The sequence below is a fragment of the Dolichospermum flos-aquae CCAP 1403/13F genome, from assembly GCF_012516395.1.
Classification (GTDB): domain Bacteria; phylum Cyanobacteriota; class Cyanobacteriia; order Cyanobacteriales; family Nostocaceae; genus Dolichospermum; species Dolichospermum lemmermannii.
In genome coordinates, this window is sequence record NZ_CP051206.1 from 3,371,620 (window position 1) to 3,387,844 (window position 16,225).

At 38.0% G+C, this 16,225-nt stretch carries 13 protein-coding genes and 1 pseudogene; 11 read left to right on the forward strand and 3 right to left on the reverse strand.

The annotated features are described in order from the left end of the window. Positions 1-270 precede the first annotated feature (270 nt). The 5 genes from HGD76_RS16335 to HGD76_RS16355 all read left to right on the forward strand — a co-directional run bounded on the left by HGD76_RS16335 (position 271) and on the right by HGD76_RS16355 (position 7,258). Positions 271-708 (forward strand): CAAD domain-containing protein, encoded by a 438-nt coding sequence (locus HGD76_RS16335; protein ID WP_148766741.1) that lies wholly within the window; start codon positions 271-273, stop codon positions 706-708. A 581-nt stretch (positions 709-1,289) separates the two neighbouring features. Then, complete coding sequence (locus tag HGD76_RS16340; protein ID WP_168696410.1) at positions 1,290-1,454, forward strand: DUF4347 domain-containing protein; 165 nt, start codon at positions 1,290-1,292, stop codon at positions 1,452-1,454. Positions 1,455-1,622: 168 nt separating this feature from the next. Continuing rightward, positions 1,623-4,367, forward strand: a complete 2,745-nt coding sequence (locus tag HGD76_RS16345) for a delta-60 repeat-containing protein (protein WP_168696411.1) — start codon at positions 1,623-1,625, stop codon at positions 4,365-4,367. Between the two features lie 291 nt (positions 4,368-4,658). Beyond that, on the forward strand, positions 4,659-6,296 hold the full coding sequence (locus HGD76_RS16350) for an IS1634 family transposase (protein ID WP_168697347.1): 1,638 nt from the start codon (positions 4,659-4,661) through the stop codon (positions 6,294-6,296). A 338-nt stretch (positions 6,297-6,634) separates the two neighbouring features. After that, entirely contained in the window at positions 6,635-7,258 is a 624-nt protein-coding gene (locus HGD76_RS16355) for a PEP-CTERM sorting domain-containing protein (RefSeq protein ID WP_210967647.1), read from the forward strand. Between the two features lie 279 nt (positions 7,259-7,537). Here HGD76_RS16355 and HGD76_RS16360 read toward each other — a convergent pair whose 3' ends face one another. Further along, positions 7,538-8,827: a homoserine dehydrogenase gene (locus HGD76_RS16360; protein ID WP_168697471.1), complete on the reverse strand. Its 1,290-nt coding sequence runs from the start codon at positions 8,825-8,827 to the stop codon at positions 7,538-7,540. 131 nt (positions 8,828-8,958) lie between these two features. Next, positions 8,959-10,350, reverse strand: coding sequence for a bifunctional rod-capping linker CpcD/ferredoxin--NADP reductase PetH (gene cpcD/petH / locus HGD76_RS16365; protein WP_168696412.1), 1,392 nt, complete (start codon positions 10,348-10,350; stop codon positions 8,959-8,961). A gap of 830 nt (positions 10,351-11,180) precedes the next feature. On the opposite strand from cpcD/petH, the gene HGD76_RS16370 reads away from it, so the two are divergent. The 6 genes and pseudogenes from HGD76_RS16370 (at position 11,181) to HGD76_RS16395 (ending at position 15,686) form a co-directional block, all read left to right on the forward strand. After that, positions 11,181-12,182, forward strand: coding sequence for a phosphoribulokinase (locus HGD76_RS16370; RefSeq protein ID WP_168696413.1), 1,002 nt, complete (start codon positions 11,181-11,183; stop codon positions 12,180-12,182). A 497-nt stretch (positions 12,183-12,679) separates the two neighbouring features. Continuing rightward, on the forward strand, positions 12,680-12,820 hold the full coding sequence (locus HGD76_RS16375; RefSeq protein WP_168694813.1) for a hypothetical protein: 141 nt from the start codon (positions 12,680-12,682) through the stop codon (positions 12,818-12,820). Next, a pseudogene (locus HGD76_RS16380) lies at positions 12,798-13,382 on the forward strand (IS630 family transposase); the annotation flags it as partial. The gene HGD76_RS16375 and the pseudogene HGD76_RS16380, both read left to right, overlap by 23 nt. After that, positions 13,364-13,678 carry an AAA-like domain-containing protein gene (locus HGD76_RS16385; protein WP_233466897.1) on the forward strand — a complete coding sequence of 105 codons (315 nt, stop codon included), beginning with the start codon at positions 13,364-13,366 and terminating at the stop codon, positions 13,676-13,678. The pseudogene HGD76_RS16380 and the gene HGD76_RS16385, both read left to right, overlap by 19 nt. A gap of 290 nt (positions 13,679-13,968) precedes the next feature. Then, positions 13,969-15,102 (forward strand): ISAs1-like element ISAsp2 family transposase, encoded by a 1,134-nt coding sequence (locus tag HGD76_RS16390; RefSeq protein ID WP_168694588.1) that lies wholly within the window; start codon positions 13,969-13,971, stop codon positions 15,100-15,102. Positions 15,103-15,386: 284 nt separating this feature from the next. Continuing rightward, a complete protein-coding gene (locus HGD76_RS16395) occupies positions 15,387-15,686 on the forward strand; it encodes a type II toxin-antitoxin system HicA family toxin (RefSeq protein WP_168696414.1) in 300 nt (99 codons plus the stop codon). 181 nt (positions 15,687-15,867) lie between these two features. Here HGD76_RS16395 and HGD76_RS16400 read toward each other — a convergent pair whose 3' ends face one another. Next, positions 15,868-16,050 (reverse strand): hypothetical protein, encoded by a 183-nt coding sequence (locus tag HGD76_RS16400; RefSeq protein ID WP_210967648.1) that lies wholly within the window; start codon positions 16,048-16,050, stop codon positions 15,868-15,870. Between the last annotated feature and the right edge of the window lie 175 nt (positions 16,051-16,225).

Consider the following 16,225-nt stretch of genomic DNA (forward strand, 5'->3'; position numbering starts at 1 on the left):
AAAAATGATAAAAATTTACTTAAATTGCTAAACTTTGAGAAAATTTGATATAATGTTGGGTTATTTAGTTTTACTCTTGCTTCCTAACTAGCAACTTAATGTTACTAGACTTTGTGTAAAGTTTTGTCATACTGTGAAGAACTCTAGATGTAAGATAAACCATAATCCCTAATCTCTCACCCTGATTAATGAGAGAAAGTACCGATTAACAGCCTTTTGGTTGTAAATATCTAGGTAAGAAACTCAAATTTCAAAATCATGGAAACGAAAATGCAAGAACCAGAATTTAAAGAAACCCAGTCTAAAGAAACAACCATACCCGAAATTAACACCCAAACCGGGAATTTGACCAAACTTCAGCCTCCTATGCAGCCTCAAGAAGAGTGGCTGAAATACGGACAACAGATTTCCGGTTTTCTGGGGACATTACCAGACTATGTAGGTAAATTCTTTGGTCAATATCAGCAACCTATTGTTAGTATTGGTTTAGTAGTGACAGCAGTAGTCACAGTTAAGGTACTATTGGCTGTATTAGATGCTCTTAATGATGTTCCTTTAGTAGCACCTACCTTTGAATTAATTGGTATTGGTTATTCTGTGTGGTTTGTCTATCGCTATTTACTCAAAGCCTCCAGCAGACAAGAGTTATCTGGGGAAATTACCACCCTCAAATCCCAAGTTGTGGGTAAGCACACTTCTAAATCTTAACTCACAACTTTAGACAAATTTAGATCCCCGACTTCTTAAAGAAGTCGGGGATCTTTTTTCTTTTTTACAAAGCCAAGAGTTCGTTGTTTTTTTGTGAATTTAGGGTATGTCACATATGTGAATCTAAATATGTGTCACAAAAAGATTATTTATAACTTAAAGATCACGGTTGTGTTTATAAATAACACATCTTACCATCATATACATATTTAACCTGTTTGGATAAGAATTTGTAGAGGTTTAGCACTGCTCAACAGTGTCAAGTACCTCCCAGCCAGGGAATTAATTCCCTGTCTAATAGCTAAAGTCGGTTGAAACCGACTATTTTGGCGGTATTTATTCGAGAAATAGGATAATTTCTGATTTCGATGTCATCAGAGACTTGAGCCAGGGAATTAATTCCCTGTCTAATAGCTCAAGTCGGTTAAAACCGACTATTTTGGCGGTATTTATTCGAGAAATAGGATAATTTTTGATTTCGATGTTATTACAGTGCGTTTCAACGCACTTTAACTATTAGACCGGAACTTCAGTTCCGGGCAGGTGTGAAAGCTTATTTACCAAGTGAAAAGGAAAAAAATATGTTTAGCAACTCTTCCCTCAGTCAAACCGCGACAACTATTGTTTTTATTGATTCTTCCCTTTCCGACTATCAGACCCTACAAACAGCAGTTGTAGAGGGTGTAGAAACGGTGATTCTTTCCCCAAATCAAGACGGGATTGAGGAAATTACGGAATTTTTATAAATATATGCCCAAATTACCACCATTTACATCGTGTCATTCTGACCAAAATGCCGTGGAAGAATCTCGATAGTTGCTTCCTTGTGCTTTGCGTCCCTCACTATGACAAATGATACCTTTTCCAACTTTTCAAACATCCTCTTGTGAACTACCCTGCCGTAAGAAGAAATTATGACTATTCATCCTTACCTGTTTAGTAATGTTTTGCCAGCTACCGTTGAAGATTATATTTGGCAAAATATTACATCTTCCATTAGTACATTTGCATATCGTTCTGATTTTCTTAGCCAAATGCGGTTGACATTTGACACAAAATTTGCAGAGTCTTCAGCCTTAAAATTAGCCGCTGCTTGGAAATCAGGAAATTTAACCGGATTTCCAGCCATTCAAATTCTTACCAGTTCCGAATTACAAACAGCTAATGGGGCTTATTCCGCAACCACAGGGAAAATATATCTTTCCCAGTCATTTTTAAGCCAAAATCAGTCCCAACCCCAAAAAATTGTTGATGTCATTCTCGAAGAATACGGACATTATGTTGATACTGTATTAAATACAGTAGACAGCCTCGGAGATGAAGGGGCGATTTTTTCCGCTTTAGTCCAGGGTAAAAGTCTGGATAATCCAACTTTACAGGCTTTACAAGCAGAGAATGATCACGCCACAATTACAGTCAACGGGCAAAGTATCCCAGTAGAACTATCAGCACCAGGGACAGCCTGGACAAAGCTCCTGGGAACCAGCAGTTACGACCAAGCCAATGCCCTAACCACAGGCAGCGACGGTGCTATCTATGTCAGTGGTAATACTGGTGGCAACCTGGATGGACAGACCAATAGCGGTGGTTATGATGCCTTTATCACCAAGTACAATGCCGATGGCAGCAAAGCCTGGACTAAGCTCCTGGGAACCAGCAATTACGAAAATGCCACAGACCTAACCACAGGCAGCGACGGTGCTATCTATCTCAGTGGTTATACTGAAGGCAACCTGGATGGACAGACCAATAACGGTGGACGTGATGCCTTTATCACCAAGTACAATGCCGATGGCAGCAAAGCCTGGACAAAGCTCCTGGGAACCAGCGGTGAGGACGGTGCCGATGCCGTAACCACAGGCAGCGACGGTGCTATCTATGTCAGTGGTTATACTCAAGGCAACCTGGATGGACTGACCAATAGCAGTATCTGGGATGCCTTTATTACCAAGTACAATACCGATGGCAGCAAAGCCTGGACACAACTCCTGGGAAGCAGCAATTACGACTTTGCCTATGCCCTAACCACAGGCAGCGACGGTGCTATCTATGTCAGTGGTATTACTAGTGGCAACCTGGATGGACAGACCAATAGCGGTGGACGTGATGCCTTTATCACCAAGTACAATGCCGATGGCAGCAAAGCCTGGACAAAGCTCCTGGGAACCAGCAGTTACGAGATTGCCACAGACCTAACCACAGGGAGCGACGGTGCAATTTATGTCAGTGGTTATACTGGTGGCAACCTGGATGGACAGACCAATAGCGGTGGACGTGATGCCTTTATCACCAAGTACAATGCCGATGGCAGCAAAGCCTGGACAAGGCTCCTGGGAACCAGCGGTGAGGACCAAGCCCATGCCCTAACCACAGGCAGCGACGGGGCTATCTATGTCAGTGGTACTACTCAAGGCAACCTGGATGGACAGACCAATAGCGGTGGTTATGATACCTTTATCACCAAGTACAATAGCGATGGCAGCAAAGCCTGGACAAAGCTCCTGGGAACCAGCAATTACGACGGAGCCAATGCCCTAACCACAGGCAGCGACGGGGCTATCTATGTCAGTGGTTCTACTGAAGGCAACCTGGATGGACAGACCAATAGCGGTGGAAGTGATGCCTTTATCACCAAGTTAGTTGAGAACCAAGCACCAACAAATCTAACTCTCAGCAACAGCACAGTTGCCGAAAATCAAGTTATTGCTACAGTCGTTGGTAATCTCAGTAGCACAGACCCAGATGCAGGAAACACCTTTACCTATAGTTTAGTTACAGGAACAGGTGCAACTGATAATAGTTTATTTTCCATTACCAATAATCAACTCACAACCAATGCTGTATTTGACTACGAAACCAAAAACAGTTACAGCATTCGCGTCAAAACCACAGACCAAGGTGGGTTATCCTTTGAAAAACAGTTAACTATTGGAGTCAGCAACGTTAACGAAACTCCTACCAACTTAACTCTTTCTAATAGCACAGTTGCCGAAAATCAACCCATTGCTACAGTAATTGGTAATTTTACCACGACAGACCCAGATACAGGAAACACCTTCACCTATAGCTTAGTTACAGGAACAGGTGCAACTGATAATAGTTTATTTTCCATTACCAATAATCAACTCAAAACCAACTCTGTCTTTGACTACGAAACCCAAAACAGTTACAGCGTTCGCGTCAAAACCACAGACCAAGGGGGGTTAAGTTATGAAAAAGAATTAACCATTGGTGTCAATGATCTCAATGAAATTACTGGTAATCCCTCAATTAACAATGGTCGTACCCCAATTGTAGGAACTGCTGGTTCTGACTGGATAACAGGAGGTCCAGGGGCAAAAACCATTACTGGAGGTGCTGGTAATGATTTCTTCGTGTTTACTGATCTCCGAGATGTGGGACAACGGATTACGGATTTTACTGTAGGAACAGACAAAATTGTCCTTACTCAATTGATTAGTAGTATTAATTACATTGGTATTGATCCTATTGCGGATCAATACATGAGATTTGTAGCCGGAACAGGTAGCAATACTGGTAGTACCTTTCTGCAAATTGATCGGGATGGGATTTCAGGTAGTGCGATATTTAAGAACTTCCTTCAGGTTGATAACATCACTACCACCCAGTTAAATAACCTCAACAATTTTGTTTTCTAATGTTTTGTCATCACGACAATTTGCAACGCTTACTTACTTACCAGGAAATCTATCCCACATTCCGCACCCCAAACTGTCACAGATCAAAAAAGCCCTTAAAGTAGTACATAATAACTAAAGTCAATTCAAAAATTAAGATGCTTAATGATAATAAATAGCATTAAAAGCGAAATGGTGTGAGAAAGTGAAACTTGGTAACAAAAGAAAAAAATGAATTGATAACCAAATAAGAAATAATTGATAACAACAGAAGTATGAGAGGAAACTGTTGTGAAATTAAAACCTCAAGAAATGGAAATTCAGAACATAGACCATCTAGGGATAGTAGCAGGAATCATAGATTCAATCGGAATAGTAGAAATAATAAATGAATTAATAGGAGTCGAAAAAGACGAAAAAGTAAATGCAGGTCAAGTGGTAAAAGCCATGATAATAAACGGGTTAGGATTTGTCTCCAAACCGTTATATATGTTTCCCAAATATTTTGAAACAATAGCCTGTGAGCATTTAATAGGAGCAGGAGTAAAACCAGAATATCTCAACGACGATAAATTGGGGAGAGTCATGGATAAACTGTTTATAAAAGGCTTAGATACAATCTTTTTTATCATAGCCTTAAAAGCTGCTCAAAAATTTGGAGTATCACTATCAACATCACATCTAGACTCATCATCAATGCACGTGCATGGGCAGTATAACACTAGCTTACCATTCGTAATATTTGAGAGTCAAAAAGTAGGAAATAACCAAGAATTAGAAGAATTAGCAGTAAAATCACCAAAAGAAATAACCATCACCTACGGTTATTCTCGTGACCATCGTCCAGACTTAAAACAGTTTATCATAGAAATGATATGTTCAGGAGATGGAGACATACCAATATTTTTAAAACTAGCATCGGGAAACCAAGCTGACTCATCATGTTTTGGTAAAATAGCAGTAGAATATCAAAAACAATTAGAAGTTAATAGTCTCATGGTTGCTGACGCTGCTTTATATACAGAATCAAACCTGAAAATGATGTCAGAATTACGTTGGTTATGTCGAGTACCATTAAGCATAAAAGCAGCAAAATCATTAATATCAACATTAGCAGAATCAGAATTTATTGATAGTACAATACCAGGATATAAATTAGCATCAAAAATCCAAAATTATGCAGGGATAGAACAAAGATGGTTAGTAGTGCAAAGTCAAGAAAGAAAAGAATCAGACCTGCATAAGCTCACACAAAAAATTACCAAAGCAGAATCAAAAGCTGTGCAAGATTTGAAAAAGTTATCACAAGAGAGATTTGCATGTGTTGCAGATGCTATCAAGGCATTATCAAAATTATCAAAACAATTCAAATATCATCAAATTCACGAAAGTACGGTGACTCAAGTAAAATCTAATAAAAAAGATACTTCAGGAGAAATATCCTATCAAATATCAGCTACAGTCTCCCAGGATGAAAGTAAAATTAATACAGAATTGCTGAGTGCGGGACGTTTTATTATTGCGACAAATGTTTTAGATTCAAAGGAACTAAGCAATGATTCTATGCTCAGGGAATATAAAGCTCAACAATCATGTGAAAGAGGGTTTGGTTTTCTCAAAGACCCATTATTTTTTGCCGACAGTATTTTCCTCAAAAGTCCTGAGAGAATAGAGTCTTTGGGAATGATTATGGGTTTATGTCTACTGGTTTATACTTTGGCTCAACGTCATATTAGAAATGCTCTTTTGGAGTCTAAATCAACAATTAAAAATCAATTAGGCAAAGCAACTAATCGTCCTACTTTACGCTGGATTTTTCAATGCTTTCAGTGTATTCATTTGGTTACACTCAATCAGGAGAAACATATTTCTAATTGGAATAAGGACAGAGATTTTATCTTGAGTCTTTTACCAGATGATTGTTTACGTTACTATCAATTAGTCAGCTAATTATCATCTCTATCAATTTAATTTCTATGAGTAAAGATGAGCTAATCTCTTTGATTTATAGCTCCATTTTACTATGTCTATAATTTCGTTTTTTACTTTAATTGATTAGTCTAACTTATAATTATTTCTTGAATATCTCCTTTCGCTTATTCATTGACCTCTCCAGGTGGTGTGCATTCTTATTGCTTCTTATTGAGAATAGATTTTGATGACATTTTTGGTGATTTACTGTTTCTCAAATGCCTTTTTTCACTTTATCTGTTTGTTTTGATGCTCCCTTTGATTTTCATCTCCGTAATTTCCCTCTGTAACATTTTGGGGTGCGGAATGTGGGATCTATGTTAACTCAAATCAAAAACCCTTTGATCACCATCGGTATCACCCTAGCCTCTGGTATCAGTTCCATAGCAATCTCTACTCCTGCTTACTCTATTAACTTAGTTGATTTAAACACCTTTAACTCCATTGGAGATGTTAGTAGTAACAACACAGTTATTCAATCAGGTCCAACAAATACCGTTGTTACTGGTGGTGGTGCTAATAGTTTAGAGCAATTTTTGGGTATCAATGCGACCAATTTTGCAACTGCTATTCCAGACAATCAATATGGTTCAGCCATTAAAAGTACCTTTAATAACATCAATGCTGGAGATGTGTTTAGCTTCAACTGGAATTTCACAAGTGCAGATACAGATCAAGCTTTTGTAACGATTAACAATAATGTTCAAACCTTAACGGGTAATAGTCTTTATAGCTATACCTTCACTTCTGCGGGAAATTATAACATCGGTATTGGAGTTGTTGATACTTGGGATTCAACAGGTCTATCAACTCTCACCCTAAGTAATGCCACAATTCAGTCCGTTCCTTGGGAAACTGATGCTTTACCAGTATTAAGTAGTACAGTTCTTTTTGGTATTGGTGTTTGGACAAAACGTAAATTCAATAGACATCTCCAATAATTTTTGAACCCCCCAGTCGGTTTTAACCGACTTTAGCTATAAGACAGGGAATTTATTCCCTGGCTTCCTTCCTCCCCATTAACATCATCACCCCATAATGTTTCGCTAAAAAACGCAAAAACGCCAACGGGAAAAAAGAGATTTATGGTATTGACAAACAATTTTAAAAATGTTATCATAAAATTGATAAGGAAGAACTATCTTGTTGTTAATTAAGAATAGAATGACAATATCCCCGACTTCTTTGAGAAGTCGGGGATATTTTGATATTTTTATGCTTCAAAGCACTCGTAATACGCTGGGAATACTGTCAATTGATGCCATAGCTTGAATTTCTACCAAAGCTTGTCTAAAGTCCCCTTCCCGGACATTGTGGGTAACAACGACAATTTCTGCTAGTTCTCCCTGAAAGCCGGTTTGGACGACTGATTCTAAACTCACGCCATAATTACCAAAACAAGTTCCCAGTCTACCAATAACTCCGGCTTGGTCTTTGCTGAGGAAACGGGCATAAAACCGGGTTACTAACTCAGCAATGGGGGTAATTTGCGAGTAATGTTGATGTCTACAAGCTAGAAGAGGATTTGGTTTAGCTGTATTGGTTTTGAGGGTAGCAACAAGATTTAAGATATCTGATGATACAGCACTAGCGGTAGCGCCAGCCCCGGCACCCGGACCGAATAACATCACCTGGCCTATGGGTTCTCCTTCCACAAGAATGGCATTGTAAACACCGTTGATACTAGCTAAAGGATGAGTTTGGGGGATGAGGGTAGGATGAACTCTGACTGAAAGTTGGGTATTATCTTGATCTAAATGTTGAGCTATTCCTAGTAATTTAATTACGAATCCTAATTTAGCAGCATAGGCAATATCTGTTTTTGTAACTTGACGAATTCCTTCACAATGGACATCTTCCCGATTGATTCGCCCGTCAAATCCTAAAGATGCCAAAATAGCAATTTTATCTCCAGCATCTAAACCATCCACATCCGCTGTGGGGTCAGCTTCAGCATAACCCAATTTTTGAGCATCTGCTAAGACATCATCAAATTCACTACCTTCTGTTTGCATCCTGGTGAGGATATAGTTGGTTGTGCCATTGACAATGCCCATGATAGCGCTAATGCGATTAACGCTTAAAGATTGTTTCAGGGGTTGAATTACAGGAATACCGCCACCAACGGCAGCTTCTAGCAGCACATAGACACCTGCTTCATTAGCAGCGGTGAATATTTCGCCACCAAATCGAGAAATTACGGCTTTATTGGCAGTAATTACGTGCTTACCATTTTTAATAGCTGCCAACATGAGTGTGCGGGCGGGTTCTAATCCCCCCATTAACTCTACAACTATATCTACGGCTGGATCATTAACAATGGCTTCTAAATCCGTAGTTATCACCTCTGATGATAATTCTACAGCTCTGGGTTTCGTGAGCGATCGCACACCCACCCGATATATTTCAATTTCCTGTAACAGCGGATGACGACCTACTTTGTCTTGCAACAATTGAACTGTCCCCGTTCCCACTGTACCTAATCCAAGTATTCCTAATTTAACAGCCACAGATTTTGCACCCACATGAAATTTACATAAAACAATTGTAGGCAGAGCCATAAGCCCTACCTACTAATTATCTGCTTTTAATTGTCTAATAACCAATGACCAATCACAAATGACCACTGACCAATAACAAATTAGTATGTTTCTACGTGCCAGCGGTGAGCTTTTTTTAGATCCTTTTGGTAATCACTCCAAACTACACCTTCTTTTGCCGCAGCAGCACTTAAAGCCGCATCAATGCCATCTTCCATACCGCGCAAACCGCAGATGTAAGTGTGGGTTTTTTCATTTTTAATCAACTGCCACAATTCATCAGCGTGTTCCGCAACTCGGTCTTGGATATACATTCTGCCACCTGCGGGATTATTTTGTTCCCGGCTGATAGCATAGGTAAGACGGAAGTTTTTGGGATATTTCTCTTGCATTGCTTCCAATTCTTCTTTATAAAGAATATTGGGAGATGTTGGCACACCAAACAGCAACCAAGAAAATCCTTTAAATTGATATTCTGGGTTAGCTTTTCTTTCTGCATCCTTAAACATCCGCCACAGGTAAGTCCGCATTGGTGCAATCCCTGTACCTGTTGCTAACATGATTACATTAGCTTCAGGATCTTCAGGTAATAACATTTCTTTACCAACAGGACCTGTGATTTTAACATCATCACCTGGTTTGATTTTAGTCAGATAGGTAGAACAAACACCATAAACTGTTTCACCTGTTTCTGGATGCTTGTACTCTAACTGACGAACACATAGGGATATTGTTTTATCATCGAGATTATCGCCGTGACGAGTAGAAGCAATGGAATAAAGTCTGAGTTTTTCAGGCTTACCATTTTTGTCTACGCCAGGAGGAATAATCCCGATACTTTGACCTTCTAAATACCGCAAGTTGCCGGCAGATAGGTCAAACTTGAGATGTTGAACAATCCCAATTCCGCCCTCTTTAACTAAGGTTTCATTAGAAATACACTTACCAATAAACGGAGCATTAGGACGATAAATGTTCACAGGAACATCAGCATGAGCATCTTTTTTAGCTTTTGCTTGAGTCATGGTCTGGCCTTTTTTCTCCTTAGCTGGTGATTTAGCAAAGCCTTTAGCTTCACTAGTATTACTTACAGGTGTGGCTTTACCATGTTCCTCTTCATTAGCATTTACCTCAGCTTTAACTTCTGTGCTAACGGGAATGTCAGCAGTTGCTAATTCAACTATTTCGTTGACTGGCTGTGAATCTCTGCTAACTGTAATCTCAGCAGCTACCAATTCAACTTTGCCGTTGACTTGCTCTAAAGCTGTAACAGGTTGGATACTAACAATTTTACCGCCCAGGCGAGTGATCCGTCGCATTTCTTGATTCATGCGGTTGTAAGGTACTCTGATGAATACACTGCCACTTTTACGAATGGGGTAGTTGGTCTGATCAGTTTCTTCAGTCTGACGCAAACCCATCACTTCGTAAACGAAGACGCGGCTACCTGATTCTATATTGGCAGCACCCTCAACAGCACCTTGATTGTACATTCCTTATACCACTCCGATATTTACTTAACCGTTTATCAAAAAAAATCATTCCCATCCTTCTGCGAGCTTTAGTTTACCGGATTTTCGGATCACAAAACTAGCCATCTGGGAAAACAACATCATTCATCATGATGCCTTGCTCTGTCCACTCGCCCAAGACCAGTAGGTATGGCAAAAAACACACCTGTTCACCTTCTAAATTAGAGGATAAGTCTTTGCGAGAATGTTAATAGTGAATCACTTTAATCTTTTTTTCCGAAAATACATAGTTTGAGACTTGTCAAAACAGGATTTTATAGTATATTGGCACTACAAAAATCTTGGGCATGAGGACAAGCCTTTCCATTCAGAAAATATCCCTAAAGAGTATATTATAACCTTGTTTGGTTACTGAAATAAAACCACTTGTCCCATTCTAGCATGACAGTGCGCTAACCTATTTTTTTCCTTCTTTCTTCTGACTGGTCACTGAGCGAAGTCGAAGTCCTAACTCCTATTTTCTCTCAAATCTAAAAAAAATGTATCATCTGTGGCAGAATGTTAAACAGATAATTGCTAGAGAACTAAATTCTTTCTGAGCATAAGTCTTGTGAGAGTACACCCCTTCTGTTAAAATTTAGGGCAACACTAAGATTAAATACTTACCAGCTATAAAATTAGGCTAATTAGGACGAGTAACTGCTATAGGCGGATAAGTTATTTGTTTAAATCTGTCATCGTTATGCTGGATAGCCAGAACGTGGGACGATACTTTTGGGGTAAGCTCCTAGATTCAAAATCTGCTGTGAGAAAAATTATTCATTGACACATTTAGTATTTAGAGGGAATTTATGACTAAGCCGGAACGTGTGGTACTAATTGGAGTAGCCGGAGACTCCGGGTGCGGTAAATCTACGTTTTTGCGTCGGTTGATTGATTTATTTGGCGAAGAATTTATGACAGTTATCTGTTTAGATGACTATCATTGTCTAGATCGTATCCAACGTAAACAAACAGGAATAACTGCTCTTGATCCTAGAGCAAACAATTTTGACTTGATGTATGAGCAAATTAAAGCTCTCAAGGAAGGTCAAAAAATACATAAGCCGATTTATAACCACGAAACTGGCATGATTGATCCACCAGAATGGATTGAGCCAAATCATATTATTGTCGTAGAAGGGCTGCATCCTTTATACGATGAACGGGTAAGAGCGCTTTTAGACTTCAGCGTTTACTTTGATATCAGTGATGAAGTCAAAATTGCTTGGAAAATCCAACGGGATATGGCTGAAAGAGGCCACCGCTATGAAGATGTTCTCGCACAAATCAATTCTCGTAAACCTGATTTTGAAAAATTCATCGAACCGCAAAGAGAATTTGCTGACGTGGTTCTGCAAGTATTACCCACAAACTTAATTAAAAACGATACAGAACGTAAAGTTTTGCGGGTACGGATGTTACAACGGGAAGATAAAGAAGGCTTTGAACCCAGCTACCTGTTTGACGAAGGTTCAACAATTCAGTGGACTCCTTGCGGACGCAAACTGACCTGTTCTTACCCCGGTATGCAACTTTACTACGGTTCTGATGTTTACTATGGTCGTTACGTCTCAGTATTGGAAGTAGATGGTCAATTTGATAACCTCGATGAAATAATTTACATCGAAACTCATTTGAGCAAAACATCCACTAAATATCAAGGTGAGATGACTCACTTGTTACTACAACACCGTGAATATCCAGGTTCTAACAATGGTACTGGGTTATTCCAAGTATTAACAGGTTTAAAAATGCGTGCTGCTTATGAACAGTTGACAGCTAAGGAAGCACAACTAGCGGTTCAAGTCTAAAACAGCAGTTTGTGTCAAAAATTAGTGGAGGGAACAGTTGAATGTGTTCCCTCTTTTTTGTCTGAATCAGGATGTCCAGGATTTGAGGATTTGCAGGATTGTTATTTGGATATTATTTGATATTAGTAGCATTAAGTGAATATTTTGTCTGAATCAGGATGTCCAGGATTTGAGGATTTGCAGGATGGTTATTGGGATATTGTTTTGATATTAGTAGCATTAAGTGAATATTTTGTCTGAATCAGGATGTCCAGGATTTGAGGATTTGCAGGATGGTTATTTGGATATTATTTGATATTAGCAGAATTAAGTGAATATTTTGTCTGAATCAGGATGTCCAGGATTTGAGGATTTGCAGGATTGTTATTTGGATATTATTTGATTGTGGCAGAATTAAGGATTATGATGATAAGTGGAAAAGAATATAGGATTCCTATTTGATTTCTGAACAAGACTAAGAGAGAATACGGTGAGGTATACAAGTCTAACAAGGAACAATGATAAGTCAGCATTCAGAAACTGCAACACAGACAGTAAAAGTATCGCAGGAAGAGGCGATAGCTGAACTACAAGATTTTATAGATATGCGTCCAGATGCGCGTGAGGTAAGGAAAATTATTGGCAAACCACCGCGTTGAAATTGAGACAGGAAAGTTAAGAGTATTGCTGCTTGATGAGTGTCATTTAATGTGGGGAGACTTAAGTGGCTATGTTTGGGGGAAAACAGACCAAGAAATAACAGTGTCAGTCGTAAATGAGCGCGAAAAACAGACATATTACGGGGCGGTTGATTATCTCGAAGGACAATTACTGATGAAGGCTGATGACAAGGGCAACTCAGAAAATACTATTGACTACCTTCAATATCTTCTAAATCAGTCTCCTGACCAGCGATTACTGATTTTGTGGGATGGTGCTACTTATCATCGTTCCAAAGAGATTCGAGGTTTTTTGGCAGAAATTAATCAAGGCTTGGAACCCCCTGAATGGAAAATACACTGCGTTCGCTTTGCTCCTAATTGTCCAGAGCAAAATCCGATTGAGGATATTTGGTTACAAGCTAAAACATGGGTTCGGCGTTTCTGTGCATTGATACCTTCCTTCTCGCATTTAAAGTGGATGTTTGAGTGGTTTATTCGACACACTACCTTTGATTTTGCCACTCTTCAGATGTACGGAATTTGTTCAAAACTCAAATAGGAGTCCTATATCATATTGCCACTAACGACTTAACTTTAAAGCAATTTTTAGAAATTGCTCCCACTGAAGAAGGATTATATGAAGACCATTTGTATCGTCATCTTTTAATTTTGGAAGAAAATAAACAACTAAAATCAGCTATGTTAAAATTGGTTAATAGTGATGATGCAGTTACATTAGAACCAACTTATGCTTTTAAATTAAAAAGCATGGGATTGGCAGAATCAAAAGGTAATAAGGTGATTCCACTATGTAATTTATATCGGCTTTATTTTAGCGATCGCTTGCAAGATTAGTTGATGTCATTTAAAATATAACAAAGTAGATCCTCGACTTCTGGCATTGGTTTATAATTGATTGACATCATCAAGGAAGAAGTCGGGGATCTTAACCAGGGGAAACGCATCTAATTTTTTTTGACAAAATGTAACTTCTATGAATAGATAAAAAGGGCAGTATTACCATGTTAATATCAAGCCAATAAATGAGTATGAAGAAAATTTGATGGTAAATTCGTTTCTATAAGAATCAATAAAATGAGTTGAAGTGGTATTCTCAATAAAACTAAAGAGACAAAATTCACAAAATGAAGCTACCACCAAAAATCACAATAGTAGATCACTTTAAAGATTTAGAAGATAAAAGAGTTGAGAGAACAAAAAGGCATAAATTAATAGATATAGTAACCATTGCGATTTGTGCAGTGATCTGTGGAGTAGATAGTTGGGTATTGATGGAGGCTTATGGAAAAAAGAAAGAAAAATGGCTAAAACAATTTTTAGAACTTCCAAACGGGATTCCATCTCATGATACATTCGCCAGAGTATTTGCGAGAATAGATCCGCAACAATTTCAGAATTGTTTTTTGAGTTGGATAAAATCTATCAATAAAATTACAGAAGGAGAAGTCATAGCAATAGATGGGAAAACATTAAGGCATTCATATGATAAAGGAAAGGATAAAGGTGCGATTCACATGGTAAGTGCATGGGCAACTAGTAATAAATTAGTATTAGGACAATGTAAAGTAGAAGAAAAGTCAAATGAAATAACAGCCATACCGGAATTAATTAAAGTATTAGATATAGCCGGATGTTTAGTAACGATTGATGCGATGGGGTGTCAAAAAGAGATAGTAAAATCAATTGCAGAAAAATCAGGCGAATATATTATCGCACTCAAAAAGAATCAAGGTAATTTATATAAGAATGTAGAAGAAATCTTCAAAGAAGCTATATCTAAAGGGTTTGAGGGATTCAAATATAGTGAATTTCATACAAAAGAAGACAAACATGGAAGAGAAGAGATTCGTCATTATCTCATGTTATCAGACATAGAAGAAAGAATAGATACTGATAAGAAATGGGTAAATCTTCAAAGTGTAGGAATGGTAGAATATATACGAAAAGTTAATGGAAAAACGAAGGTTGAGACAGGCTATTATATAAGTAGTTTGACAAATAATGCGAAATTACTAGGAGAATCAGTCCGCACTCATTGGGGTATAGAGAATTCATTACACTGGGTTTTAGATGTAGCTTTTAGAGAAGATGATTGTCGGATAAGAAAGGATAATGCACCACAAAACTTTGCAGTTATTCGTCATATAGCAGTTAATCTTTTAGGAAAAGAAAAAAGCCAAAAACTAGGAACTAAAAGTAAGCAGTTTTGTGCAGGATGGGATGATGAATATTTAGAGAAGATTTTAGAATGTATCTGATAAAAATCAGAAAATATAGACAAATATAAATATAACCAATTTATTTTTCTGTTGATTCTACAATAGAATCTATATTTTTGATGCCAAAAAATATAGATATTAATATATAGAACTGAACAAAATAAATCCATCATTAAAAATAAATAATTACTCTAAATTTATGAAATTTTTATAATTTTAATAAAGGAATTTATCAGATTTTGAATGAAGTTAGATATTTTCCCATATTGATGCACTAATATAGTATTCTGTCAAGATAATTTAGATGCGTTTCCCCTGGCTTCATGAGTCGCTTACCTATTGTTAACTATAAAACGCTGAATCAACTTTTAATAAAGTTGGGTTTTTCCGTAGTTAGACAAAAAGGAAGTCATGTCTTTTATCGTCATTCTGATGGAAGAACAACAACTGTACCTAATCATCAAGGGAGAGATTTAGCAAGACCACTGTTAAGAGAAATTTTAAAAGAAATTGAATTAACTGTTGATAATTTTAATGAACACTTACCTCCATTATCTGCCATTAAAGCTAAACCCTGTTCTCCTCCACCATGTCCTGAGAAATGCACAATATCTGGCTTATGATCTAATAGGGTGTTTGAAAAGTTATGGTTGATGTATCAAATATTTTTTACCCCACCCTAACCCTCCCCTTGTAAAGGGGAGGGAACTGGATTTTTATTGTTTCCCCCCTTTACAAGGGGGGACTAAGGGGGGTAGCAATGTGATGAAAATTACGGAATACCACTTTTCAAACATCCTCTTTTCAAACATCCTCTAATAGGGTACGACGAAATTCTTGAAGACGGACTGCTTCTCCTATACTAATTTCAAATTGTTCACGGTTTAGGGAACGTTCCCAAGCACTTTTGATTTCCCTGACTTCTTCGCTTACACGCAACGGTTTTGTGTTGGTGGGGTTAGCGGTTAAAATAAGAATTTTTTTCATCACCGTCGTTTTATAAAGATATAGTTACCAATACTGTGTATGTGAAGTATTGTATCCTTTATAGTTACCAAAACCGTAACGGTGATCAAATCTCAGGCTATTTAGAACTTCAACAACAATATCCCCGACTTCTCAAAGAAGTCGGGGATCTGAGTGCCTCTTGTTATACATACAA